22 protein-coding genes are annotated in these 20,828 nt (G+C 63.4%); 5 read left to right on the top strand and 17 right to left on the bottom strand.

Going from position 1 to position 20,828, the window contains the following annotated elements; all coding sequences use genetic code 11:
• Position 1 precedes the first annotated feature (1 nt).
• Genes HCR84_RS15390 through HCR84_RS15380 form a run of 3 tightly spaced genes read right to left on the bottom strand, consistent with a single transcriptional unit; the run spans position 2 to position 1,883 of the window.
• Positions 2 to 979: a zinc-binding dehydrogenase gene (locus tag HCR84_RS15390; protein WP_166979590.1), complete on the bottom strand. Its 978-nt coding sequence runs from the start codon at positions 977 to 979 to the stop codon at positions 2 to 4.
• Between the two features lie 17 nt (positions 980 to 996).
• The gene (locus HCR84_RS15385) at positions 997 to 1,419 is read right to left on the bottom strand and encodes an organic hydroperoxide resistance protein (protein ID WP_166979592.1); all 423 of its coding nucleotides are present in this window, start codon (positions 1,417 to 1,419) and stop codon (positions 997 to 999) included.
• On the bottom strand, positions 1,416 to 1,883 hold the full coding sequence (locus tag HCR84_RS15380) for a MarR family winged helix-turn-helix transcriptional regulator (RefSeq protein WP_195706659.1): 468 nt from the start codon (positions 1,881 to 1,883) through the stop codon (positions 1,416 to 1,418). Before HCR84_RS15380 ends, HCR84_RS15385 begins: the two co-directional genes overlap by 4 nt.
• A 109-nt stretch (positions 1,884 to 1,992) precedes the next feature.
• Here HCR84_RS15380 and HCR84_RS15375 point away from each other — a divergent pair, with 109 nt between their 5' ends.
• Positions 1,993 to 3,024, top strand: coding sequence for a formylglycine-generating enzyme family protein (locus HCR84_RS15375; RefSeq protein ID WP_491562677.1), 1,032 nt, complete (start codon positions 1,993 to 1,995; stop codon positions 3,022 to 3,024).
• 303 nt (positions 3,025 to 3,327) lie between these two features.
• On the opposite strand, the gene HCR84_RS15370 is transcribed toward HCR84_RS15375, so the two are convergent.
• From HCR84_RS15370 to HCR84_RS15350, 5 genes are all read right to left on the bottom strand, one after another.
• Complete coding sequence (locus HCR84_RS15370) at positions 3,328 to 4,305, bottom strand: ArsA family ATPase (RefSeq protein ID WP_166979595.1); 978 nt, start codon at positions 4,303 to 4,305, stop codon at positions 3,328 to 3,330.
• Positions 4,296 to 4,592: a cory-CC-star protein gene (locus HCR84_RS15365; RefSeq protein WP_235940725.1), complete on the bottom strand. Its 297-nt coding sequence runs from the start codon at positions 4,590 to 4,592 to the stop codon at positions 4,296 to 4,298. The genes HCR84_RS15370 and HCR84_RS15365 overlap by 10 nt, the downstream gene beginning before the upstream one ends.
• 4 nt (positions 4,593 to 4,596) lie before the next feature.
• Positions 4,597 to 6,324, bottom strand: a complete 1,728-nt coding sequence (locus HCR84_RS15360; RefSeq protein WP_166979597.1) for a carbon starvation CstA family protein — start codon at positions 6,322 to 6,324, stop codon at positions 4,597 to 4,599.
• A 142-nt stretch (positions 6,325 to 6,466) separates the two neighbouring features.
• Positions 6,467 to 7,030 (bottom strand): DUF421 domain-containing protein, encoded by a 564-nt coding sequence (locus tag HCR84_RS15355; protein ID WP_235940724.1) that lies wholly within the window; start codon positions 7,028 to 7,030, stop codon positions 6,467 to 6,469.
• A gap of 69 nt (positions 7,031 to 7,099) precedes the next feature.
• A complete protein-coding gene (locus HCR84_RS15350; protein WP_166979599.1) occupies positions 7,100 to 7,408 on the bottom strand; it encodes an antibiotic biosynthesis monooxygenase family protein in 309 nt (102 codons plus the stop codon).
• A 19-nt stretch (positions 7,409 to 7,427) separates the two neighbouring features.
• Between HCR84_RS15350 and HCR84_RS15345 the strand changes: the two genes are divergently transcribed.
• Together HCR84_RS15345 and HCR84_RS15340 are read left to right on the top strand one after the other, a co-directional pair.
• A complete protein-coding gene (locus HCR84_RS15345; protein WP_166979601.1) occupies positions 7,428 to 8,303 on the top strand; it encodes a methyltransferase domain-containing protein in 876 nt (291 codons plus the stop codon).
• A 151-nt stretch (positions 8,304 to 8,454) separates the two neighbouring features.
• Positions 8,455 to 9,918 (top strand): HNH endonuclease signature motif containing protein, encoded by a 1,464-nt coding sequence (locus tag HCR84_RS15340; protein WP_166979603.1) that lies wholly within the window; start codon positions 8,455 to 8,457, stop codon positions 9,916 to 9,918.
• A gap of 155 nt (positions 9,919 to 10,073) precedes the next feature.
• On the opposite strand, the gene HCR84_RS15335 is transcribed toward HCR84_RS15340, so the two are convergent.
• From HCR84_RS15335 to HCR84_RS15305, 7 genes are all read right to left on the bottom strand, one after another.
• Entirely contained in the window at positions 10,074 to 10,331 is a 258-nt protein-coding gene (locus tag HCR84_RS15335; RefSeq protein ID WP_208322079.1) for an NAD(P)H-binding protein, read from the bottom strand.
• Positions 10,332 to 10,432: 101 nt separating this feature from the next.
• Positions 10,433 to 10,930 carry an NUDIX domain-containing protein gene (locus HCR84_RS15330; protein ID WP_208322078.1) on the bottom strand — a complete coding sequence of 166 codons (498 nt, stop codon included), beginning with the start codon at positions 10,928 to 10,930 and terminating at the stop codon, positions 10,433 to 10,435.
• A gap of 69 nt (positions 10,931 to 10,999) precedes the next feature.
• Positions 11,000 to 11,239: a hypothetical protein gene (locus HCR84_RS15325; RefSeq protein ID WP_166979609.1), complete on the bottom strand. Its 240-nt coding sequence runs from the start codon at positions 11,237 to 11,239 to the stop codon at positions 11,000 to 11,002.
• Positions 11,240 to 11,271: 32 nt separating this feature from the next.
• Positions 11,272 to 12,291 carry an LLM class flavin-dependent oxidoreductase gene (locus tag HCR84_RS15320; RefSeq protein WP_166979611.1) on the bottom strand — a complete coding sequence of 340 codons (1,020 nt, stop codon included), beginning with the start codon at positions 12,289 to 12,291 and terminating at the stop codon, positions 11,272 to 11,274.
• A 68-nt stretch (positions 12,292 to 12,359) separates the two neighbouring features.
• Entirely contained in the window at positions 12,360 to 12,734 is a 375-nt protein-coding gene (locus tag HCR84_RS15315) for a VOC family protein (protein WP_166979613.1), read from the bottom strand.
• Between the two features lie 93 nt (positions 12,735 to 12,827).
• On the bottom strand, positions 12,828 to 13,175 hold the full coding sequence (locus tag HCR84_RS15310; protein ID WP_166979615.1) for an iron chaperone: 348 nt from the start codon (positions 13,173 to 13,175) through the stop codon (positions 12,828 to 12,830).
• Between the two features lie 41 nt (positions 13,176 to 13,216).
• On the bottom strand, positions 13,217 to 13,819 hold the full coding sequence (locus HCR84_RS15305; protein ID WP_166979617.1) for a nucleoside deaminase: 603 nt from the start codon (positions 13,817 to 13,819) through the stop codon (positions 13,217 to 13,219).
• Positions 13,820 to 13,954: 135 nt separating this feature from the next.
• On the opposite strand from HCR84_RS15305, the gene glsA reads away from it, so the two are divergent.
• On the top strand, positions 13,955 to 15,331 hold the full coding sequence (gene glsA, locus HCR84_RS15300) for a glutaminase A (RefSeq protein WP_166979619.1): 1,377 nt from the start codon (positions 13,955 to 13,957) through the stop codon (positions 15,329 to 15,331).
• 55 nt (positions 15,332 to 15,386) lie between these two features.
• A complete protein-coding gene (locus HCR84_RS15295; protein WP_166979621.1) occupies positions 15,387 to 16,355 on the top strand; it encodes a Gfo/Idh/MocA family protein in 969 nt (322 codons plus the stop codon).
• 43 nt (positions 16,356 to 16,398) lie between these two features.
• On the opposite strand, the gene HCR84_RS15290 is transcribed toward HCR84_RS15295, so the two are convergent.
• Together HCR84_RS15290 and HCR84_RS15285 are read right to left on the bottom strand one after the other, a co-directional pair.
• Positions 16,399 to 18,696: a heavy metal translocating P-type ATPase gene (locus HCR84_RS15290; RefSeq protein ID WP_166979623.1), complete on the bottom strand. Its 2,298-nt coding sequence runs from the start codon at positions 18,694 to 18,696 to the stop codon at positions 16,399 to 16,401.
• The gene (locus tag HCR84_RS15285) at positions 18,693 to 20,723 is read right to left on the bottom strand and encodes a cytochrome c oxidase assembly protein (RefSeq protein ID WP_195706658.1); all 2,031 of its coding nucleotides are present in this window, start codon (positions 20,721 to 20,723) and stop codon (positions 18,693 to 18,695) included. Before HCR84_RS15285 ends, HCR84_RS15290 begins: the two co-directional genes overlap by 4 nt.
• Positions 20,724 to 20,828: the final 105 nt, after the last annotated feature.

The following is a 20,828-nucleotide window of genomic DNA, read 5'->3' as shown; positions in this document are numbered from 1 at the left end:
ATCAGGGCTTCAGGAGTACCTTGCCAACGCGACCGGGGGTGAGGCTCGCCGTGACCGCGTCGCGCACATCGTCGAAGCCAAATGTCGCGGAGACGGGAAGCGTCAGCTCCCCAGACGACACGCGTGTCGTGAGCTCAGCGAACAGCTCACCCTTTGTTGCGGCATCCATCTCTTTGTTGACGATGCTCCCCCAAAACCCCTTCACCGTTGCCTGCTTGAAGATGAGGTCGCCTGACGAAAGCTCAACGCGTGAGCCGTCCATTGCGCCGAAGACGACAAGCGTGCTGTTCTTGGCGAGAAGCGACAGTACGTCGCCGGCCGAGGAGCCGCCAACCGAATCCACTCCGGCGACAATCGGGGCGCCGCTTGTGATCGCTGCGATGTTGTCACGCCAGGCGGCATCACTCGTGGACACGACGTTCGTAATTCCCTGGTCGCGAAGCTGGTCGACGGCCTCCTGGCGACGAACAAGGCCGACAACATGGATGCCGCGTGCCGCCGCGAGCTGAGCCACCATGCGTCCCACCGCACCGTTTGCCGCGTTCTGCAGCATCCATTGGTCTTTCTCGAGGCCCAACGAATGCAGCAGGCTGATCGCGCTGAACGGCATAGAGACGAACTGTGCGGCTGACTCATCGGGAAGCGCGTCGGGAACAGGGATGAGGCCCGCCGCCTTCGCCGTGAAGTACTCGCCCCACACGCCGAACGTTCCGCCTGTGACGACGCGCTGTCCGACCTCGAGGCCCTCGACTCCGGGGCCGAGGGCGTCGATTGTTCCGACGGCCTCGGTTCCGGCCTGCGCCGGAAGCTCCGGAACGAAGCCATAGGTTCCGCGAACTGTCCACAGGTCGTGGTTGTGAATGGGGGAGAGCAGCGTCTTCACGCGCACCTCGCCCTCGGCCGGCTCGGGGAGCGGGACCTCTTCGACGGTAAGTACCGTTTCGGGCTCAGCGAAACTGTGATGAATGATGGCGCGCATGTGGTTCTCCTTTCGAGTCAGTCGTCTGAGACGCTGATTGTGACGTCGATGTTGCCGCGTGTGGCATTTGAGTAGGGGCAGACTTTGTGTGCAGCATCCGCAAGTTCTTGCGCTTTCTCGTGAGAGAGCTCCGGAATCACGACTTCCAGGTGCACGGCAAGCTCGTAGCCGCCTGTGCCATTTGGTCCGATGTGCACGCGACCACCCACCGATGATTCGGCGATCGCGATCTTCTGGGAACGGGCGACGCCCTGGAGGGCGGAATGAAAGCAGGCGGCATACCCGGCGGCAAAGAGCTGCTCCGGATTGGCACCGGCACCGGGTCCTCCCATCTCGACCGGAACGGCCATGTCAAGCGCGAACGACCCATCGCTTGATGTGACGCGTCCGTTGCGTCCTTCGCCGCTCGAAAGCGCCTCCGCCGTGTAGAGAATGTTCACGTTGCTGCCTTTCCTTTGAGTCCTGCGTGTGGAGCCTGCGCTGCTGAGTGCATGGTCGCAGTCAGCTGCTGGAGCGTGTCGATCAGCTCGCGAGCGGCGTCCTTGCCGGCGAGCCCTGTGCCCTCTGCGATGGTTCCGGGGATGTGAGACAACTCGGAGCGCAATTCAATGCCGCGCTTACCAAGGGCGACGGTCACGATTCGATCGTCGGGCGATCGTCGTTCTCGACGAACCAGTTCTGAGCTCTCCATGCGGCGCAGCAGCGGCGACATCGTGCCCGAGTCCAACTGCAGTCTCTCGCCGAGAGACGAGACGGTCTGGTCGTCCTCGACCCACAGGGTCACGAGAACGAGGTATTGGGGGTATGTCAGCCCCCATGGTTCGAGCAGAGCTCGGTATGCCTGGGTGGTCGCACGTGATGCTGCATAGAGCGAAAAGCACACCATGTCATCTGTCACTGCCATAATCCCAATATTGCACACAACCAAGTTGTGGACAACCTAACTAATGATTGTCTGAGAAGAGCCGTGCGCAGGCACTGCATATCAGCCGAAGCTAAGCTGTTAGCCACGGGTGGCGACGCTCGATTCTGCGACAACGAAGGTGGGACGCTCAGTGGATGATATGGCGCGGATTCCCGCGGGCGAGTTCCGCATGGGTTCAGAGGGTTATTACCCAGAGGAAGGCCCGGTCTTCATGACGCGCGTCGATGAGTTTCTCATCGACAGGCAACCCGTGACCAATGGGCAGTTTCGTACATTCGTCGAGGCCACAGGGTTCGTCACAGTGGCTGAGATGGGCCTCGACGCTGAAGAGTTCCCCCAGCTGAGCGAGGCCGACCGCGCTCCGGGCAGTCTCGTATTCCATGAGACCGACGGCCCCGTCGACCTGCGCAATTGGCGCGCATGGTGGAGCTGGGTGCCCGGCGCCGACTGGCAGCATCCGTTTGGACCCAACTCGAGCATCGAGGGCAAAGACGATCACCCCGTCGTGCAGGTCTGCTACACGGATGCCGCGGCCTACGCCGCCTGGGCAGGCAAGCGGCTGCCGACGGAGCAGGAGTGGGAGCGTGCCGCCCGCGGAGAGCTCGACGGCGCAGACTTCGCCTGGGGCGACGATCTGACGCCCGGCGGTGAATTGCGCGCGAACACGTGGCAGGGAAACTTCCCCTACGAGAACACGGGGGCACGCGGCTGGAAGGGCACTTCTCCCGTCGGCACGTTCGAACCAAATGGATACGGCCTTGTCGACATGATTGGCAACGTGTGGGAGTGGACGTCGAGCGCGTTCACCGCGAGCCATCGTGATGAGGCCCTCGAGGCGAGTCTCGCCGCACCCGTCGGGCGGTCCCTGCTCACGGCATCGCCCGCCGCGGCCGAGCCGGCAGAAGGCTGCGGCTGCGGGTGTGGGCCGGAGTCATCGCGGCAGGCCGCGGCCAGCCCGACGTCGGCGCTGCCCGATTCGAGCATCAGTCACGTGACAAAGGGCGGATCGCACCTGTGCGCCCCCGAGTACTGCCAGCGGTATCGGCCAGCGGCGCGCTCGCCGCAGACCGAAGATTCAGCGACGACGCACCTCGGGTTTCGCTGCGCCCGCTCAGCCTGACGACCGAGGTGCCCACATCGCCCTGATCACGCGCCAAACGGGGGTATTGCTTTGCTCTTCGCGGGCGGGGACAATTAAGTTCAGAGATCGGAGTGAACGATGTATCCCGCACCAATGGCGATGTCGCCGGAGGTTCAGGCCGTTGTCGAACGCGAGCGGCAGAAGCTACCCGGATGGGTAGTCGACGTCCACCGGAATTGGCGTCGATCCCGCCGCCGCACTCGCAAGTTGGCCCGCACCACCTAAGGGTTCCACACACGTGTGAGCCGGCCGGGAGCAGCTCCCGACCGGCGCACCGTAACGTCACAGTTCTGGTGCTGTGACGAGATGCTCAGCAAGCTCGCTCAGGGCGTCGGCACCCGCAAGGTCGCCCGCGAGCAGCGGAATCTGAGTGATCGGGATGCCTCCGACGGCCTCGCGGAGCCGGGCAAGGTGCTCCTCCTCCCGCGCACGGCGGTCGGCGAGCACCTCGCCCGCGTCGGAGGGCGAACGACGGTTGACGACGATCGACGAGGCGTCGATACCGAGCTCGGTGAGCTGTTGCACCACGTCAATCGATTCGGCGACGGGAAGGCGCTCGGCAATGCTGACGACGATGAACGATGTAGCAAGCGAGTCGGTGACGAGACTACGCAAGAGCTCAAAACGGTCACGACGCGCAATGAGCGTTCGACGCAATTCTGCGTCTGCCGACGGCTCGTCATCTTTCGTGCCGACGACGCTGCGGGCCGCTGCCGCGAAACGCTCGGAACGGTCGCGGCTGGCAAGCAGCGTCTCTGTCCAGGTTGTGAGTTTTTCGGGAAGCGAAAGCAGCCGCAGCGTGTGGCCGGACGGCGCGGTGTCGAAAATCACGAGATCGTGAGTGTCGCGACTGATCTCGACGAGCTCGGCAATGCGCTCGAGCACGGCAGATTCGTGGCTGCCTGGTGCTGATTTCGCCTGGTCGAGGTGCTGTTGCGCCGACGCGTGAAGGCGGTCTGGAAGCAAGCGCATCATCGTCGCTGCAACGGTGGCGAAGTGACGTTCGATTGTCGCCTGCGGGTCGATCTCGACAGCATCCACGAACCCGTCTTCGTGCGTGAAGACGCGCGCCAGGCCATCGGAGAGCTGCCGATCCCACGCATGGCCGAGGTTGTGCGCCGGGTCGGTCGAGACGACCAGTACGCGCCCGCCGTCACGTGCGTAGGCGAGGGCAAGGGCAGCCGAGACAGATGTCTTTCCGACCCCGCCCTTGCCCCCGACGAACAGAATGCGGCGCGAGCGCGCCAGGTCTAGCAGCATGCGATGTGATCCAAGGGGGAGTTGGGGATGCCGATGCGCCTGTGCCACGCGTGGAAGTCCTCCCAGACGGCGGGCATCAGCTCTGCCGAGTAGAACGCCGCAGGGTCGGGAACCCCCAGCGCCTCGCCCAGCACGACAATCATGAACAGGTCATCTTCGTCGCGTTTTTCTCGAAGGAAGGTTTGTCGGTACGGGCCGACGTAGAACTCGTGCAGGCCATCGCGAAAAGCGGCCCAGCGCCGAGAGAAATCCTCCCGGCGCTGGGGCGCGCTTTCCGCTGGTGTCACGACGTCAGACGTCTTCTCGCACAGCGGAGAGCTCGGCATCCTCATGCTCAGGCTCTGGCGGTTCCTTCGCCGCGCGGCGCATGGCGAGCACGGCTTCGATGGCGACCCAGATGCTCGCAACGATGATAATCACATCGAGGGCGAACAAGAGCCAATCGGCGTTGCCGGGTTCCGTGAAGCTGGCGAGCTGTTCGATCGCCGCCCAGAATGACAGCACGAACACCAGCACCAGAGGGATGATCGCCGGGAGTGGGTTGCGCCTCTTTCGAATCAGCATCACCGCGATGATCGACAGAGACAGCGAAGCCATGATCTGGTTTGTCGTGCCGAACAGCGGCCAGATGCGCAGGCCGCCTTCACCCCCGAGCCCCTGCGAGAACGTCAGTCCGAGGCCGACAACGAGAACGACGAGAGTGGCTGGAACCTTGGTGATCTTGAACCTGAAGACATCCCCGATTTCTTGCACAACAAAGCGGAGAAGTCGGATGCCGGTGTCCATCGTTGTCGCAGCGAACAGCACAGCCATGGTGGCCAGCACGGTTGCGCTCAAGGATGCGGGGAGGCCGAGACCGTTTTCCATGAGGGCGCCGCCGCCCTGCACGAAAGCGTCAACGCCGCCTGCTCCGAACGAGCTGTAGATCTCGTCCCAGGCGGCAGCGGACTTGATTCCGCCTATGACCGCAAGGATCGTTCCGAGCGAGAGCAGTCCCTCTCCGACGGCCCCGAAGTAACCGACGAATCGAGAGTCTGTTTCTTTGTCGAGCTGCTTGGAACTCGTGCCAGAGGAGACCATGCCGTGAAACCCGGAAATGGCGCCGCAGGCGATCGTCACGAACAGCAGCGGAACCATGCTCGGTGTTCCCGCAGGGAGATCAGTGTTGATCATCGGAGCCACGATCTCGGGCTTCACTGCTGAGAAAAGCGTGGCAACGAGCACAGCACCGAAGAGGAGGATCAGACCGACGAAGAGCTGTACGCCATTGATGTAGTCGCGCGGCTGCAGAAGCACCCATACCGGCAACAGCGATGCGATACCGCCGTAGACAAAGAGCGCGACGATCCAGAATGTCGCCGGGCTCATGCCGAGTGTTGACTCAGGAAGCACAACAGGCACGCTGTTGCCGAGAACAATCAATGCGTATAGGGCAACCACACCGACAACAGTCACCGGAATCAGCGGCCACCGCAGACGGTAGACCGCCACGCCAACAAGCAGAGCGACGACGATTGCGCCCCAGGTGGGAATGACCGCGGTCGGCGTGCTGATGAGCAGGTTCTTGATCACGACGGCAAATGCCGCGATCACCATGAGCAGCAGCAGGAAGATCACGATGAGGAAGAGGTTCGCACCACGCTTACCGATGTAACGGCCCGAGAGCGCGCCAATCGAGCGGCCCTTGTTTCGCACCGAGGCCCACAGTGTGCCGAAGTCGTGCATTCCCGCGAAGAAGACGGTGCCGAGAGTCACCCAGAGGAAAGCGGGCAGCCAGCCCCAGATGACGGCAATCGCGGGGCCGACGATGGGCGCGGCACCTGCCACTGACGTGAAGTGGTGTCCCCACAGAATGTATTTGTTGGTGGGAACGTAGTCGACGCCGTCGTTAAGCTCGTGGGCTGGCGTCTTGAACTTTTCGTTGAGCTTGTATACCCGCTTTGCAAGGTATTTCGAATAGACCAGGTAGCCGATGACAAACATCGCCAACCCAATGATCATGAGAATAAGGGAACCCATGGAGTTCTCCCCTTTCGCGGCGTGCGCCTCTGCAGCGTGGCGGCGGCCCCGATGCCGTCGCTCCCATCGACGCTATCAGAATCTGTGAATAACCTGTGCAAAATTTCCCGACGGGGGGATGCTGTGGGTCTCGTGGCCGAGGCTACTCTGCGGCGCGAAGCTCGGAGGGGATGCGGTCGGCTCCGACGACGCCGTGCAGGAACTCCGGTTCGATCAACTCACCCCGCTTGAGCACACTGATCTGACCTGTCGGTTCGAGAATGACGCAGGCGACCTCGGAGGATCGTCTGACGCCGGAATGCCGCAGTGTCGAGTACACCTCGTCCGCGATGATGTGTGTGCGTGCAAGGTTGTCTCGAAGAAGCTCGTCGCCGGCCATGAGCACGACGGCGGGGTTGTTCACAAGGCGCGCGGCGCCGCGAATGCGCCTGATCTGCCCCGTGACTGCCTGCAGAATCAGCAGGGTGGCCAGACCGAGAAGGCCAGCGAACAGCGTCGGCGTATCGCCGAGGATCGCACGACCGATGACGGCGCCAAGCGCAATGATCGCCGCGAGGTCGAAACTTGACAGACTCGCGAGGGTTCGCTGCCCGAGGACGCGGACGAGGAGGAGCACTCCGCCGTAGAAAGCAATGCACGAGATGACGACGCGAATCGCATCGTCCCAACCGAGCCCGTATTCGACCCACATGTCGTATCCAGCCACATTCCGCACCTCTCTGTCCGCACAGCAGACCGGCGCGATTATTTCACAATGGAGCCGTCGGGACGATTCCTATCGTTTCGGCTTCACGTCCAGTACAACCTGAAACTCGAGCACGTTCGCCTCTGCGAAGACCGGCTTTCCCTGCTCGCCCTTGTGGGAGGCACGAGCCGACCCATCGCGCCACATTTCAAATGATTCGTCGTCTTCCCAGCGGGTAACGATGAAGTAGCGGTCGTCGCCAGCGACGGGGCGCAGCATCTCGAATCCCAGAAACCCGGGGGAATCGTCGATCGTGCGCGCTCGATTGATGAAGCGGCGCTCGAACTCGGCGCGTGCTTCCTTCGGAACGCTCACTGCGTTGATCTTCACGACAGCCATAGTTCAAGTCTAGATTCGGATGCTGTGGGTCGCCCCCGCGGCATCCGTGAATATTCTTCTGCCCCGCACCGGTTCGATAGTGTTCCCTCACGACGACCCGGGAGCAGGCATGGCCGATCAAGGCGACATCGACGAGCGCATTCGCACGTACTACAGGGAGCAGTTCGATGAGGGCGCTCGCCTCACAACCCGGTCGTCGCAGGGCGTGCTGGAGCATCGCCGAACGCAAGAGCTCATCGCGGAGCACGTCGAGTCGGGGCGCGTTATCGACATCGGAGGGGCCACGGGCGTTCACGCGTTGCCATTGCTGCAGCGTGGAGTCGAGGTCGAGCTGATCGATCCGGTGGCAGAACAGGTCGGGAAGGCACGAACCGCGGGCATCAGCGCGCGTGTGGGGGACGCCCGCGACTTGCCGTTTGCCGATGATGAGTTCGACGCTGCACTCATGCTCGGCCCGCTGTACCACCTCGCGGCTGACGATGACCGAGTGCGTGCGCTTCGCGAGGCCTCGCGCGTGACGCGGTCGGGCGGCATTGTCTTCGCTGCGGCGCTTTCCCGAGAAGTCGCGTTTCAGGCAGCGACGCTTACGCGTGAGCCGCACTTGACGTCGGAGCTCACGAACCTGTTCGAGAACGGCGCACCGATCGCCGGCGGTCGATTTCCGGCGGGCCACTTCCACACGGCGGACGAATTGGCGGCCGAGGTGACGGCGTCCGGGCTTGATCTGATCGACGTGCACGGTGTCGAGGGCCCCAACGGTCTTTTGCTTGAGAACGTTGATGTCGGGAACGAGCAGTTGACGGATGCCGCTCTCGCGCTCGCCCGGAGGGGCAGCACAATTCCTGGAATCCGCGACTTGAGCATCCATCTGCTGGCCATCGCTCGCGTACCGTAGCGACGCCAGCAATGCGGAGGGTCACCGCGGAGAACGCCCCCTAGGCTGTTTCTTCGTCCACAGGCAGATACTTTGGTGAGTTATCCACAATGGGTGGTTGACCGGGTGTTCTGTCGGTGGGAGTGTCGGTGGGTCCTGCGATACTTTGGTCATGCAGGAAGCAGTCGCGGCACCTGGTTTCGAACCCAATGAGGGTGCGGATGCTGTCGCTGCGCGCACCGCTGATGGCGCTCTGGCGGGTGTGGCTGAGCTTGCGTCGATCGACCCGACGGAACTCTCCGCGAATGCCCTTCTGAACTACGTCGGCGTCCTGGGAAACATCACCCGCCTTGTCGAAGGCCGCCAAGTCACCAATGTGGGCGATATTGCCCGCCGTTCTGACACGGATGCTGGGTTTGATGGTCTTGCTGCCCGTCACGGGGCGAAGAGCCCCACGGCATTGTTTGAGGTGATCACGGGGGCGAAGAACTCCACAGTGTATCGGTTCGCGACAGTCGCCAAACACACAACACCGAGAGTGTCGGATACCGGTTTGCCCCTCGACCCGGTGTTCGCCCAGACGGCGCAGGCGTTGTCGGAGGGCACGATTGGTCTGGATGTTGCCGAGTCGATCACCAGCACGTTGGCACCGATTCTGCCCCGGGTTTCCCCCGAGCAGATCGACTGGGCCGAGAAGACGCTGATTGGTAATGCGACGGGTGCGTTCGGTGAAGTGCCGTTCACGGCCGATGCTGTGCGGCAGCAGGCCCGCGTGTTTCGTGTTGCTCTGGACCCTGACGGTGTCGAACCCACAGCGGAAGAACTCCATGAGGCACGCAAACTGGTCTTCAAACACCAAGACGACGGATCGATGAAGATCACCGGGGTGCTCTCACCGGAACAGGCTGCGCAGGTGACACCGGTGTTTGACGCGTGCATGTCAAAGCGCACGTCGCCGACGTTTATGCATGCTGAGGAGCTCGCCGCGACCAAGCAAGCACCCGAGGAGCGGACAAAGCAGCAGGAACGCGCAGACGTGTTCACGTCGATCATCGCCGGTGTGGGGAAGATGACCTCCACACCGAAACTGCACGGCCGTGGCCCAACAGTGATGGTGACGGTGAAGAACGAGGACCTCGACGCCGGTACCGGTGCAGCCTGGTCACCGGGAACACCAGCACCATTACCCATGTCGTTCGTGACACAGATGCAGTGCGATGGCGACACCCGCCAGGTGCACATCGACGAACACGGCGACGTGCTCAACCTCGGGACCGCGCAACGGTTCTTCACCGCGAAGCAGCGTTTGGCGTTGATCGCCCGCGATGGGAACACCTGCGCGGCTGCCGACTGTGACATTCCGGCGTGGCTGTGTGAAGCGCATCACGTGCAAAGATGGGAAAACGGCGGCCGAACAGATGTTGCAAATGGCCTGATCGTCTGCTGGTTTCACCACAGACTCCTCGACCACGGCGAATGGTCCCTCACCCGCGACAAAAACGGCCACCCCAGACTGACCCCACCAGACTGGTACGTGAATCGACGGTATCTAGGACAACGACGCCGCATCACAGACAACGAAGACGACGACCGTGACCCTCCAGACGACCGGCGAGATACCGGGCCGCGCACCTGACGTACGCGGCGGCCCCGGAACACCATACGCACGAGTCAAATCACTCGCAGCGCTATGAGGTGTGCTCTGGTACCGCGGAATTCAGAATTTTTGATCACGTATAGCAACGAGATTCCGCGATCAGGGCTGTGGAGTGCGACCGTGCTCCTCCGTTGCTATTTGGCGTCGGTGACGACGACCGTCTGACGGATAAAGCTGTTGTCAACGGCGGTATCGAGCACGAACTCAGCAACATTCGCGCGAGATGTCGAGGGGAAGAGTGGCAACTTCGTGACCTTCTCCAGCATGACCGTGGTGCGCTGAGTAGTGTCGCTGGCATTCAACGATCCCGGGTATGCGAGAGTCCATTTCGCGTCACTGTCCGATAACAGCACCTCCGATGCTGCATTGTTTGCGTAGGTCTTTCGGAGCATGGTGCGGAATATCGGGCGGTCGATGCGATCACGGTGCTGACAGTGACGTCGCCGACGACGATCTGGGTGCCCCGAGTTGCCAGCCGCGTTGGCGCTATTAGTCATTCTGAGGCAGATATCTTCTTGGATTTATACACGCGGCCGTCGGGTAAGTTTCGGAAGCCGCGAATCCAATCAATTACCGCCGCTGGATAGAGGGGCACTTCTGTGTCGGCATCGTCGAATGGCCGCCACACGACAGGTGCAACCGAACCGTCAGACTCAGTCAAGGTGCCACCGTCGTCAGAGGGCGATGGTTCCAGACGGCCAGAGTACAAAGCGACGATCTCATGGCCGAGCTCCCCGTTGTAGTGAAAGATGTTCTCGAGCATGCCGAGGTGAGTGAGGTCAAGAATGCGGGCTCCGAGTTCCTCCTCGACCTCACGGATGATCGCCTCCCTGTGCGTCTCTCCGAGTTCGACGCTGCCCCCGACCAGTCGGTGAAAACCCCGTGGGCTTTCGCTCGTCGGCGCATTGACGCTGACAAGATGGCGAGAGTCGTCGACATGCGGTGCGATCAGCATGGCTTTGACGCGAATGTAGGAGCGATCAACGGGCATGGATCTCATTGTTCCGCGCGCGGCCCGAACCCGCCATCTGAAATTCATGAGTTGGAAACTGCGAGCCGCTCAGCGGTGGCCGGAGCGTATTCGGGGATAGAGCCAAAACAGAGCGATCGTTCCGACGACTGCGCGCACAGCGGCAAAGATGAGCGCCCACCAGCCAACGGGATTATCACCGATGAGCAGCGCGACCCCGATGATGACGAGAACGACGTCGGCGGCATACGGAACTCTCAGCCAGAACAGCAGCCGTGCTTCTGGCGAACGAGCAGCATCTGCGTCGCCCGCAGGCTCCTTGTCGCTCATGCGTCCCGCGCCGGCTCAGCGCCCGTCACGAGTCACCGCCAACCGAGCCCTGGCGCCACGAACTTCACGACGCTCTCGAGCAGCGTCGCGTTGTATTCGACCCCGAGCTGGTTCGGCACCGTGAGAAGAAGCGTGTCTGCCTCCGCAATGGCGGAGTCTTCTGCGAGCTCGGCCACGAGAACATCGGGCTCGCCGATATAGCTTTTGCCGAAGCGCGCCAAGCCACCGTCAAGGTGTCCGACCTGATCGGCACTCTCTGCCTGCGCCCGCAGCCCGAAATAGCGACGATCGTCGTCAGTGACAAGCGGCATGATGCTGCGGCTCACCGACACCCGCGGTTCGCCGTCGTGACCAGCATCCGCCCATGCCTGTCGGTACAGGCGAATCTGCTCAGCCTGAAGCTCATGGAAGGGAACTCCCGTGTCTTCGGTGAGGAGAGTCGAGCTCATGAGGTTCATGCCCTGGGTGCCCGTCCACTCTGCTGTGGCCCGCGAACCGGAGCCCCACCAGATGCGCTTCTCGAGCCCGGGAGATCGCGGCTCGATCGCAAGTGCACCCATATGTCCCGCCATCTGGGGATTGGCCTTCGCGACTCCAGAGCCAATGATTGCCGCTCGGAACACCTCGGTCTTCTGGCGCGCGAAGTCTGCGTCTGTCGTGTCTGCAGGTGTGACGTAGCCGAATGCCTCGAAGCCGCGATCGGCGTGCTCGGGTGAACCGCGACTGATGCCGAGCTGCAGGCGCCCGCCGCTGATCAGGTCGGCAGCAGCCGCTTCCTCAGCCATATACAGAGGATTCTCGTAGCGCATGTCGATGACGCCGGTGCCGAGTTCGATTCGGCTCGTTCGTGCGCCCATCGCTGCGAGCAGTGGAAACGGAGATGCAAGCTGAGGGGCAAAGTGGTGCACGCGCACGTATGCGCCGTCGACACCGACCTCTTCCGCCGCCTCTGCGAGTTCGATCGTTTGCGTCAAGGCATCCTGAGCCGTGTGCACGCGCGAGCCCGGAACGCTCTGGTAATGACCAAACGACAGAAAGCCGATGTTCTTCATAGCCAGGTCAGCGTTGCGATCCTCGCGCTTATTCCCGGTCTGACTCCGCGCCGTTTTCGGGGCCTTGATCAGGACCGGTGGGCAATGTGGCTGGCGACGTTGATCGTACGGCCGCTGGGGTCGCGGACGAAGAAGCGCCGAATGCCCCAAGGCTCATCCCGAAGCTCGCGAATGACGCTAAGCCCGTCAACAACAGCACGCCTGTGCGCCTCATCGACGTTGGCCACCTCAACTGAAACGTCAACCTCGAGCAGTTCCGGGTCGAGCGCAGTCGGGCTACTCCAGGCGATGATGATCTGCGTTGTCGGTGTACTCGTCGACGCGAGCATGAGCATCCCGTCTTCATCCATCGCCACCCGAAAGCCGAGAAATTTCTCATAGAACTCGCGTGTTTGGGCGAGATTGTTCGTCGTGATTACGGGCATCGCGCGGCGGATCTCCATGCGTACCTGCATACCACAGCGCATGCGGATTCACCGTTGATAGATGGCGTTTGACCGGCTACTCGTCCGGGATCAGAACGCCGCGGATCTCACTCACACTCCGAGGTCCTTCCGGGACGCCAGGGCGAGCCGTCGAACGAGGTCGTCCGAAATTGGTTTGCTGGCCGAGAAGGTGACGCCGGTCTTGCTCGCCTTGAGTCGGGCAGCTGCGATGTCGTCTGCGAGCGCCGTGATGGCACCAGGTGACAGGTAAAGGCCACACTGTTGGCTGAACGCGGCGTAGCCGGCGACGATGGAGCCTGCCACCTCAAACCCGGGCATGTTGTACTTCATGACTTCAACTGCATCCGGGAGGGAAGCAGAAAGCTGTGCGCGCACCTGCTTCAAGGTCGGTTGAAGGGCTTCGGGAGCCTTCGTGATGTATGAGTCATGATCCGACATCGCTGTGAATCCTCTCTAGCTTTCTGGTTTCTGGCCGCCCTCTACGCGAGCGGGATGCCCGCTGAACCCTTCGACCGCTGGTACGTCGCCGACAGCTCGTCGTATGTCGCGGCAATGCACGCGATCTGACCATCGAGCTCAGACGGGCCGGCGATCGCGTGACTTGTGAAGAACTCGTTGTCTCGGTTGTAGAGGTCACGGCCCGGCGCCGGAGCGTCGCGGTCGGGGTCCGGCACCGCGTAGACAGCCTTCAGAATGCGGATGTCGTGGGGAATCGCAAACGAGTCGGCCGAGTCCTGGTGGCTGAACAGGTATGCGAACTCGGTGAAGCCGGCCCACGCGATTCCCGACAGGCACAGGGAGCACGGTTCGTGCGTGGCGAGGAAGACGCAATCGGCGGGATCTGGGCGTTGCGCAGAGGGCAACTCGTGGAAGCGCTTGATGGCGTGGATTTCGCCGTGCCAGAGCGGATTCTCCACCTCATTATTCGTCTCGGCGACAATGACGGACAGGTCGTCTCGTCGCAGGATCGCTGCCCCGAAGAGCTTGTTCCCGAGTGCGACCCCCTCGCGAGTGAGCGGGACGATGTCGTGCTCGATGACATCGAGGAGGCGCGTCGATGTGTCCACCGTGCCGAAGGTCATGAATGGAATCATAATTCCGAACAACGAAAATAGCCAGAGCTGACGGGCCATCCGATGCACGCAGGAACACGGGCTTCGGGCCGATGAACGAATCGTGGATGCTGTCTCGGCACTTCTGGCACGTAGCATGGGCAAATGAGGTCTCCCGCGACGCTTTCTGACATCGTCACCTCGTTTCTCGACGTCGTGCACGATCGGCTTCTCGCAGATCGCCGCGGTGACGTTGCCGATTACATTCCCGAGCTTGCCGATGCCGCGCCCGATCAGTTCGGCATCGCCCTGTGCGGTTTGAACGGCCGGGTGTACGAGAGCGGCGATACCGACGTTCCCTTTACGATCCAGTCGGTGTCGAAGGCGTTTGTCTACTCGCTTGCCCTCGACGACATTGGCATGAACGCCGTGCATGACCGCGTTGGTGCCGAGCCCAGCGGCGAAGCGTTCAACTCTGTGAAGCTCGAGTCGAGCACAGGTCGACCGCCGAACCCCATGGTGAATGCCGGTGCGATCGTCACGACGTCTTTGGTCAACGGGTCAACGCCAGAGCACCGCTTCAAGCGCATCCTCACCCGCCTGAGTGCATTCGCCGGCCGTGACCTGTCGATCGACGAATCCGTCTTCACGTCGGAACGCATTTCCGGTGACCGCAATCGGGCGCTCGCCTACCTCATGCGCAGTGCCGGATCGCTGACGGCAGACGTGAACGAGACGCTCGACGTCTACTTCCGTCAGTGCTCCGTTCTCGTCACCTCTCGCGACCTCGCCGTCATGGGGGCAACGTTGGGCAACGGTGGTGTCAACCCCATCACCGGCCGCCGCGTCACCAGCGCCGAGACCTGTCAGCACGTCATGACGATCATGGCCACATGTGGAATGTACGACTACGCGGGCGAGTGGCTGCTGCGTGCGGGGCTGCCAGCGAAGTCGGGCGTTGCCGGAGGGCTTGTCGCCGCATCACCTGGTGAGTTTGGCCTCGGTCTCTTCAGTCCGCGCCTCGATCACAGCGGTGCGAGCGTTCGGGCGGTCGTCGCGGCCCAGCAGCTGGCCCGTCGTTTCGGGCTGCACATTCTGCACCGCCCACTGTCCCTTTCGGCCGCAGAGGTCTCGTCGGCGTCGGAGGAGCTCGACGAAGGGCTCGGTGCGATTCAGGATGCTGACGCAGCACAGCTTCTCGCCGACAACGCCGACGATCTCGCCGTGTGGCGCTTGCGTGGCTACATCGACTTCGATGGTGCTGAGCGACTCATTCTCGATCTTGAGGACTGGCTCGAATCGCGGCCGCCCGATCGCATTGCGCCTGCCGTGATCGTGCTCGACCTCACCGAGGTGACGCAGCTGCAGTCGGTTGCCGTCTGGATGCTCGCTGCTCTCGCCTCGTGGTGCGGCGAGCGCGGAATGCGCGTTATCGCGAGCGATCCGCAAGGCAGAAGCCTCGGTGTCGCCGGGCTGTCGCAGGCGGCTGACTTTGAGGCGGCGGTTCAGGATGCCGCTGACGCGACGTCCGCCGACGACTGACCGCGGGCACGTGAATGGTCGCAACCCGCCTCGCCGACTCGAAAGGATTCCTGACATGCGCATCGGACTCATTGGCGCCGGAGCCGTCGCCGGCTATCACGCGCACGCGGCCCACGAGCTGGGCATTGACCTGGCAGCGGTCTGCGACGTCAGCACCGCGGCGGCGAAAGCTATTGCACCCGTTGGAGCACGGATCTTCGACGACTACCGCGAGATGTACGCGAGCGACAGCATCGACGCCGTCATCGTCAACACTCCCCATGCACTCCACACGCCCATGGCCATCGACGCGGCTGAAGCAGGCCTGCACGTGCTCGTCGAGAAGCCCATGGCCATCTCACTCGACGCGTGCGACCGAATGCGCGAGGCTGCGGCGACAGCATCCACGACCCTCATGGTCGGTCACATTCAGCACTACATGCCTGACAAGCTCGCGGCCGCCGCGGCCATCGCCGAGGGGGCGATCGGGGAGCCGACGCTTCTGCGGGACTATCGCACGACCGACTATCGCCCGGGCACCCGCTCTGAGTGGTTCTTCTCGAAGGCCGTCGCCGGCGGCGGTGCCCTGATGAACATCGGCGCCCATTGCGTGGACCGCACGCTGTGGCTCGCAGCGTCGACGGCGCGCTCGGTGAGCGCGACGGTCATGAACCGCTACGACGTCGACGTCGAAACCGACGGCATCATCACCCTGCAGCTTCAGAGCGGAGCGACAGCATCCATCACCGTGGTCTCCGATGCCCCCGAGTACTCAGACGAGCTCGTGATCGTCGGCGAGCAAGGCGTCATCATCGCCGACCCGATCACCGGCACGCGCGTGCGCATCGATGGACAGACCCGGATGCTGTGGGAGCCCGACAGCGACCCGATTCAGCAGGCGTTTACGGCGGAGCTGAGCGACTTTGCCGCAGCGGTTGGCGGGCAGCAGCCTGCGGTGTCGCTCTACCATGCGCGCCATGTCATCGAGGTGGTGCTCGCCGCCTACGACTCGGCAGAGGCACACGAGGCGGTCACGCTTCCCTGACACTCTGACACTCTGACACTCTGACGTCATCGGCCATCCGTCGTCAGCGCCGTCGCAGCTCGACGTTCTGAAGGCGAAGGCTGTTGGAGACCACCAGCACACTCGACAGGCTCATGGCCGCCGCCGCAATGAGCGGGTTCAACAGCCCGATCGCGGCGATCGGCAGCGCAGCGAGGTTGTAGCCGAACGCCCAGCCAAGGTTCCAACGGATCGTGCGACGTGTGCGTCGCGCAAGCGCGATCGCCTCGGGCACGGCCAGCAGGTCATCGCGCACGACGATGATGTCGGCGGACTTCATCGCGATGTCGGTTCCTGACGCGATGGCGAGGCCCAGGTCAGCGGCCGCGAGGGCGACAGCGTCGTTGATGCCGTCGCCCACCATCGCCACTTTCGTTCCGTTGGTTTGCAGCTCGCGAATCACATCTGCCTTGTGGGCAGGGCGAACCTCTGCGTGGACCTCGGCGATGCCGGCCTCGGCCGCGATGCGGCGGGCGGCGCGCTCCGAGTCACCCGTGAGGAGCACTGTGCGAATGCCCTGAGCACGCAATGCGGCGACAGCCTCTGCGGCATCCGGTTTAATCGTGTCGGCGATCTCGATGACGCCGACGGCGCGCGCGTCGATCGCCACGACAACGACGGTGTGTGCCCCGTCGACGGCGGCATCGATTGCGTTCTCTGCCCGGGTCAGGTCGACGTCGTGCTCACGCATGAGCGCCGGGCTTCCGACAAGCACATCGTGCTCGTCAACGCGTGCCTGCATGCCAAGGCCCGGGTGTGCCGCGACCTCGCGTGCGCCGGGAACATCCGCCACCCGCTGTTTCGCCTCCGCCAGAATCGCTGTCGCCACAGCATGCTCCGAACCGTGTTCGACGGCTGCCGCCGCGCGTAGCACCTCGTGAACCGGCAGCGCGCCCGTCGCCGTCACGGCGTGCACCGACATCCGCCCCGTCGTCAGGGTTCCGGTCTTGTCGAGCACGACAGTCGAGATCATTCCACTTGCCTCGAGGGCGTCGTGACCTTTGATCAGGATGCCGAGGCGCGCGCCTCTGCCGATGCCGACCATGAGTGCTGTCGGCGTAGCGAGGCCCAGTGCGCAGGGGCAGGCGATGATGAGCACCGAGATGCCGATGCCGAACGCGTGAGTAAAAGGTGTGCCCGAGAGCGTCCAGGCGATGGTGACGATGACGGCAAGCGTGATCACGGCAGGCACGACGTAGCCGGTGATGCGGTCCACAAGCGTCTGCACGCCCGCCTTGCGCGCCTGCGCCCGCTCGGCAAGGGCGGCCATCTGCGCGAGTTGCGAGTGAGCGCCCACCGATGATGCCCGCATCAGCAGCCACCCGTTCGTGCTCACGGTTCCACCGGTCACGACCGAGCCAGGGGAGACGTCGTGGGGAACGGGCTCGCCCGTCATCATGCTCGTGTCGACGGCGGCCATGCCATCGAGCACCTCGCCGTCGGCGGGAATCGTCTCTCCGGGCAGCACGACGACATGGTCGCCCGAGCGAAGCGCGGCGATCGGCTCGACGCTGTCGATTGTTTCTGATGCATCGCTGTCGCGACGGATGCGCACGTGCGTCGCCGCGAGTGCGCCGAGCGCCCCGAGCACGTCGCCCGCCTTGCGGCGCGACCGCGTTTCGAAGTAGCGACCGGCCAGCTGAAACGTCGTCATTCCTGCGGCGACGTCGAGATAGATCGAGCTTGCTCCCGCCGGAGTCATGCCGAAGCCCAACCAGAACCCCGGGTCTCCCGTGTCGCCGAACCCGAGCAGCAGCGGCAGCACGGCCCAGCCGAACGAGGCGGCGATGCCGAGTGAGACAAGCGTGTCCATGCTCACCGAGCCGTGGCGCAGATTGCGCAGCGTCGCGCGGTGAAAAGGCCACGCTGCCCAGGTCACGATCGGCAGAGCGGCAAGCACGCACACGAGCTCCCAGCCGGGAAACCGCCAACCCGGAACGAGGGCGAGCACGATCGTGATGTCCATGAGCGGAACCGTGAGCAGAGCTGAGACGACGAGGCGGCGGCGCAGCGACGTGATGCGGTTCTCTGTCGCCCGCTTCGACCAGGTGTCATCGGATTCGTCGTGAACGTGTGCCCCATAGCCGGCCTTCTCGACGCGGGCGATCGCCTCGGCGGCATCCGAATCGTCAATGCCGTGCACGCGGGCGCGCTCGGTTGCATAGTTCACCGTGGCGCTCGCGCCGTCGAGCTGGTTGAGCGTGCGCTCGACTCGGCGGGCGCAGGCCGCGCAGGTCATTCCCGAGATGTCGAGATCGAGGGCGATGTCGGCAACGGCAGAGGCGGAGTCGCGTGGGGGAGTCGTGACGGTTTCGGCGGTCATCGTGAGACCTTCGTTTCTGTGTCGCGGGTGTCTGCATTCTCGGTCTGGGGGCTCGGGCCTGCTGGTGTCTGGCGGTCCCGAAGCGAGGCGAGCATGGCGTTGTACTCGTCGAACTCGTCGTCGCGCCCCAGATCAATGTGTCTGTCGACCCGTTTTGCCTCGCGCCCGTCTTGCCTGGACCATTGAACGGCCAACACGATGATCACGATCATCAGCGGAATCTCGCCTCCGGCCCAGGCGATGCCGCCAGCCGCATACTGCGACGCCGCGAGGTCGGCCCAGGGCATGTCGAGGTAGCGATAGAAGGTCTCGGCGACGATGTCGGTGCTTGTCATGAGGATGACACCGAAGAACGCGTGGAATGGCATCGCCGCGAGAACATAACCAAGCTTGCCGATGTGCGGAAGCGGGCGCGGCGGCCTGTCAACGCCGATCACGAGCGCATAGAACAGGTACCCGATCATGAGAAAGTGCACGTTCATGAGCTGGTGCGCCCAGTGAAACCGCATGTAATCGCCGAAGATCGGGCTGAAGTACAGCCCGTAATACGACACGATGTAGCCGATGAACACCAGCAGTGGGTTGAAGATGAGATGCAGCGGCTTCCACGCCAGAACGCGAGAGATCCACTCGTGCGGCCCCACCGGCCCCGTGCGCGCGGGCCTCGACGCACGCAGCAGCAGCGTGATGACTCCGCCGAGCACGAGGAACAGCGGCGCCAGCATGTTGAGCGTCATGTGCACGATCATGTGGATGCCGAAGTCCGGTGCCGAGTAGCGGCCGAACCCGGAACTTGTGGCGAACACGACGACGGCCCAGCCGGTGATCCACGCGATCGTGCGTCCGACGGGCCACGCGTCGCCGCGCCTGCGCAGCGTGCGAACGGCGATCAGGTACACGGTGACGGCGGCGGTGGCCGCGGCGAGAAACAGGATGTTGACACGCCAGTGTGTGAACAGCACGAGAGGGGCCGGGGCATCCGGTGTGTTGAATCCCATGTACACCTGGGCGATCGTCGTCGCCTGAAAGTAGTTGGGAGGAGGGATGCGGCTGATCGCTACGTCGACAGCCACCCACGATGCGGCGCAGAGTCCGGCGATGGCGAAGCTGGTCGTGAGAATGCGATCGGTAAGCCGGCCGGTTCGCAGCCGGAACACAAGCGCAACGATGACGGCAGCTTCGACCAGCAGCACGGCGCAGCGTGCGACCACCTGCCACCCGGTGACGGAGTCGAGGATGCCGGTGCCCGAGAGTTTGAAGAGCGAGACGATCGGGTCGGCGATGATCAGCACGACGAGACTCACAGAGACGATTCCCGTGAATCGCGTGAGCAGCGCGGGAGGCATCAGCCGACCGGTTGCCGCGCGTGCGGCCGCGACGATGATCACGCCGAAGTGCACGGCGGCAGCGATCGTTACGAGGTATCCGGCATCGCTGCCAACGTCGTGGTTTCGCCCAACGAGCAGCTGGCCGACGGCGGCGGGCACGAGCAGGCCGAAGATCGCGGCCGCAAGTGGAACGAGCAGCCCCGTCCAGCGCGTCGAAAACTGACTTGCAATGCACACGATCCCCGCGAGCACGAATGCGATGGCCCACGCGCCCGGGTGGTAGCTTGCCGTGAACAGGTAGGCGAAGGCGCCCGGTTCGTTGAGCTTCGACAGCGGAACGCCGTTTGCATCGGCGGCCTCGAGTACGACGAGGGCGCCCGCAGAGACCGACCAGACGGCGGAGGAAATGCGCAGCACCGCGAGCTCGATTCCGGCGGGCACCTTCGTCGACGCCGCGCCGTGAGCATCGCGCAGAAACAGCAGTGTCACGAGGGCGCCGACCGTCGCCGTCGACGAGATGCCGGCAATCGTGTGCGCGAGCGTCGTGGCAACCGCCACGTCGAGGCCGGGAAAACCTTTGACGACGGCAGTGTACGGGGCGTCGCCCGAGATCACCGTTGTCGCGATGGGGACTGCGAGAAGCACGGTGAGGCCGAACAGCGAGACGACGGTGATGAGCCCGCGATTTCGGCGAATCACGAGAGTGCCGGCGGCATCTGCTGTCGCATGGGGGAGTCGAGATTGCTCACCGGTTAACTCTACATGAGATAGTAGGTAAAACGGATGCTGATGAGCGGGAGAGAT

The sequence above is a fragment of the Paramicrobacterium fandaimingii genome, from assembly GCF_011751745.2.
In the GTDB taxonomy this organism is placed as follows: domain Bacteria; phylum Actinomycetota; class Actinomycetes; order Actinomycetales; family Microbacteriaceae; genus Paramicrobacterium; species Paramicrobacterium fandaimingii.
Note: the sequence above shows the minus strand (reverse complement) of the source record. Positions and strands in the feature narration are given on the sequence as shown.

Coding starts and splice junctions, on each gene's coding strand:
- HCR84_RS15295 (WP_166979621.1), top strand. CDS start 15,387: ATGCGCATCGGACTCATTGGCGCCGGAGCCGTCGCCGGCTATCACGCG.
- HCR84_RS15380 (WP_195706659.1), bottom strand. CDS start 1,883: ATGGCAGTGACAGATGACATGGTGTGCTTTTCGCTCTATGCAGCATCA.
- HCR84_RS15350 (WP_166979599.1), bottom strand. CDS start 7,408: ATGGCTGTCGTGAAGATCAACGCAGTGAGCGTTCCGAAGGAAGCACGC.
- HCR84_RS15310 (WP_166979615.1), bottom strand. CDS start 13,175: ATGTCGGATCATGACTCATACATCACGAAGGCTCCCGAAGCCCTTCAA.
- glsA (WP_166979619.1), top strand. CDS start 13,955: ATGAGGTCTCCCGCGACGCTTTCTGACATCGTCACCTCGTTTCTCGAC.
- HCR84_RS15335 (WP_208322079.1), bottom strand. CDS start 10,331: ATGCTCCGAAAGACCTACGCAAACAATGCAGCATCGGAGGTGCTGTTA.
- HCR84_RS15330 (WP_208322078.1), bottom strand. CDS start 10,930: ATGCCCGTTGATCGCTCCTACATTCGCGTCAAAGCCATGCTGATCGCA.
- HCR84_RS15370 (WP_166979595.1), bottom strand. CDS start 4,305: ATGCTGCTAGACCTGGCGCGCTCGCGCCGCATTCTGTTCGTCGGGGGC.
- HCR84_RS15305 (WP_166979617.1), bottom strand. CDS start 13,819: ATGACCTTCGGCACGGTGGACACATCGACGCGCCTCCTCGATGTCATC.
- HCR84_RS15320 (WP_166979611.1), bottom strand. CDS start 12,291: ATGAAGAACATCGGCTTTCTGTCGTTTGGTCATTACCAGAGCGTTCCG.
- HCR84_RS15315 (WP_166979613.1), bottom strand. CDS start 12,734: ATGGAGATCCGCCGCGCGATGCCCGTAATCACGACGAACAATCTCGCC.
- HCR84_RS15345 (WP_166979601.1), top strand. CDS start 7,428: ATGCTGTGGGTCGCCCCCGCGGCATCCGTGAATATTCTTCTGCCCCGC.
- HCR84_RS15360 (WP_166979597.1), bottom strand. CDS start 6,324: ATGGGTTCCCTTATTCTCATGATCATTGGGTTGGCGATGTTTGTCATC.
- HCR84_RS15340 (WP_166979603.1), top strand. CDS start 8,455: ATGCAGGAAGCAGTCGCGGCACCTGGTTTCGAACCCAATGAGGGTGCG.
- HCR84_RS15390 (WP_166979590.1), bottom strand. CDS start 979: ATGCGCGCCATCATTCATCACAGTTTCGCTGAGCCCGAAACGGTACTT.
- HCR84_RS15325 (WP_166979609.1), bottom strand. CDS start 11,239: ATGAGCGACAAGGAGCCTGCGGGCGACGCAGATGCTGCTCGTTCGCCA.
- HCR84_RS15290 (WP_166979623.1), bottom strand. CDS start 18,696: ATGACCGCCGAAACCGTCACGACTCCCCCACGCGACTCCGCCTCTGCC.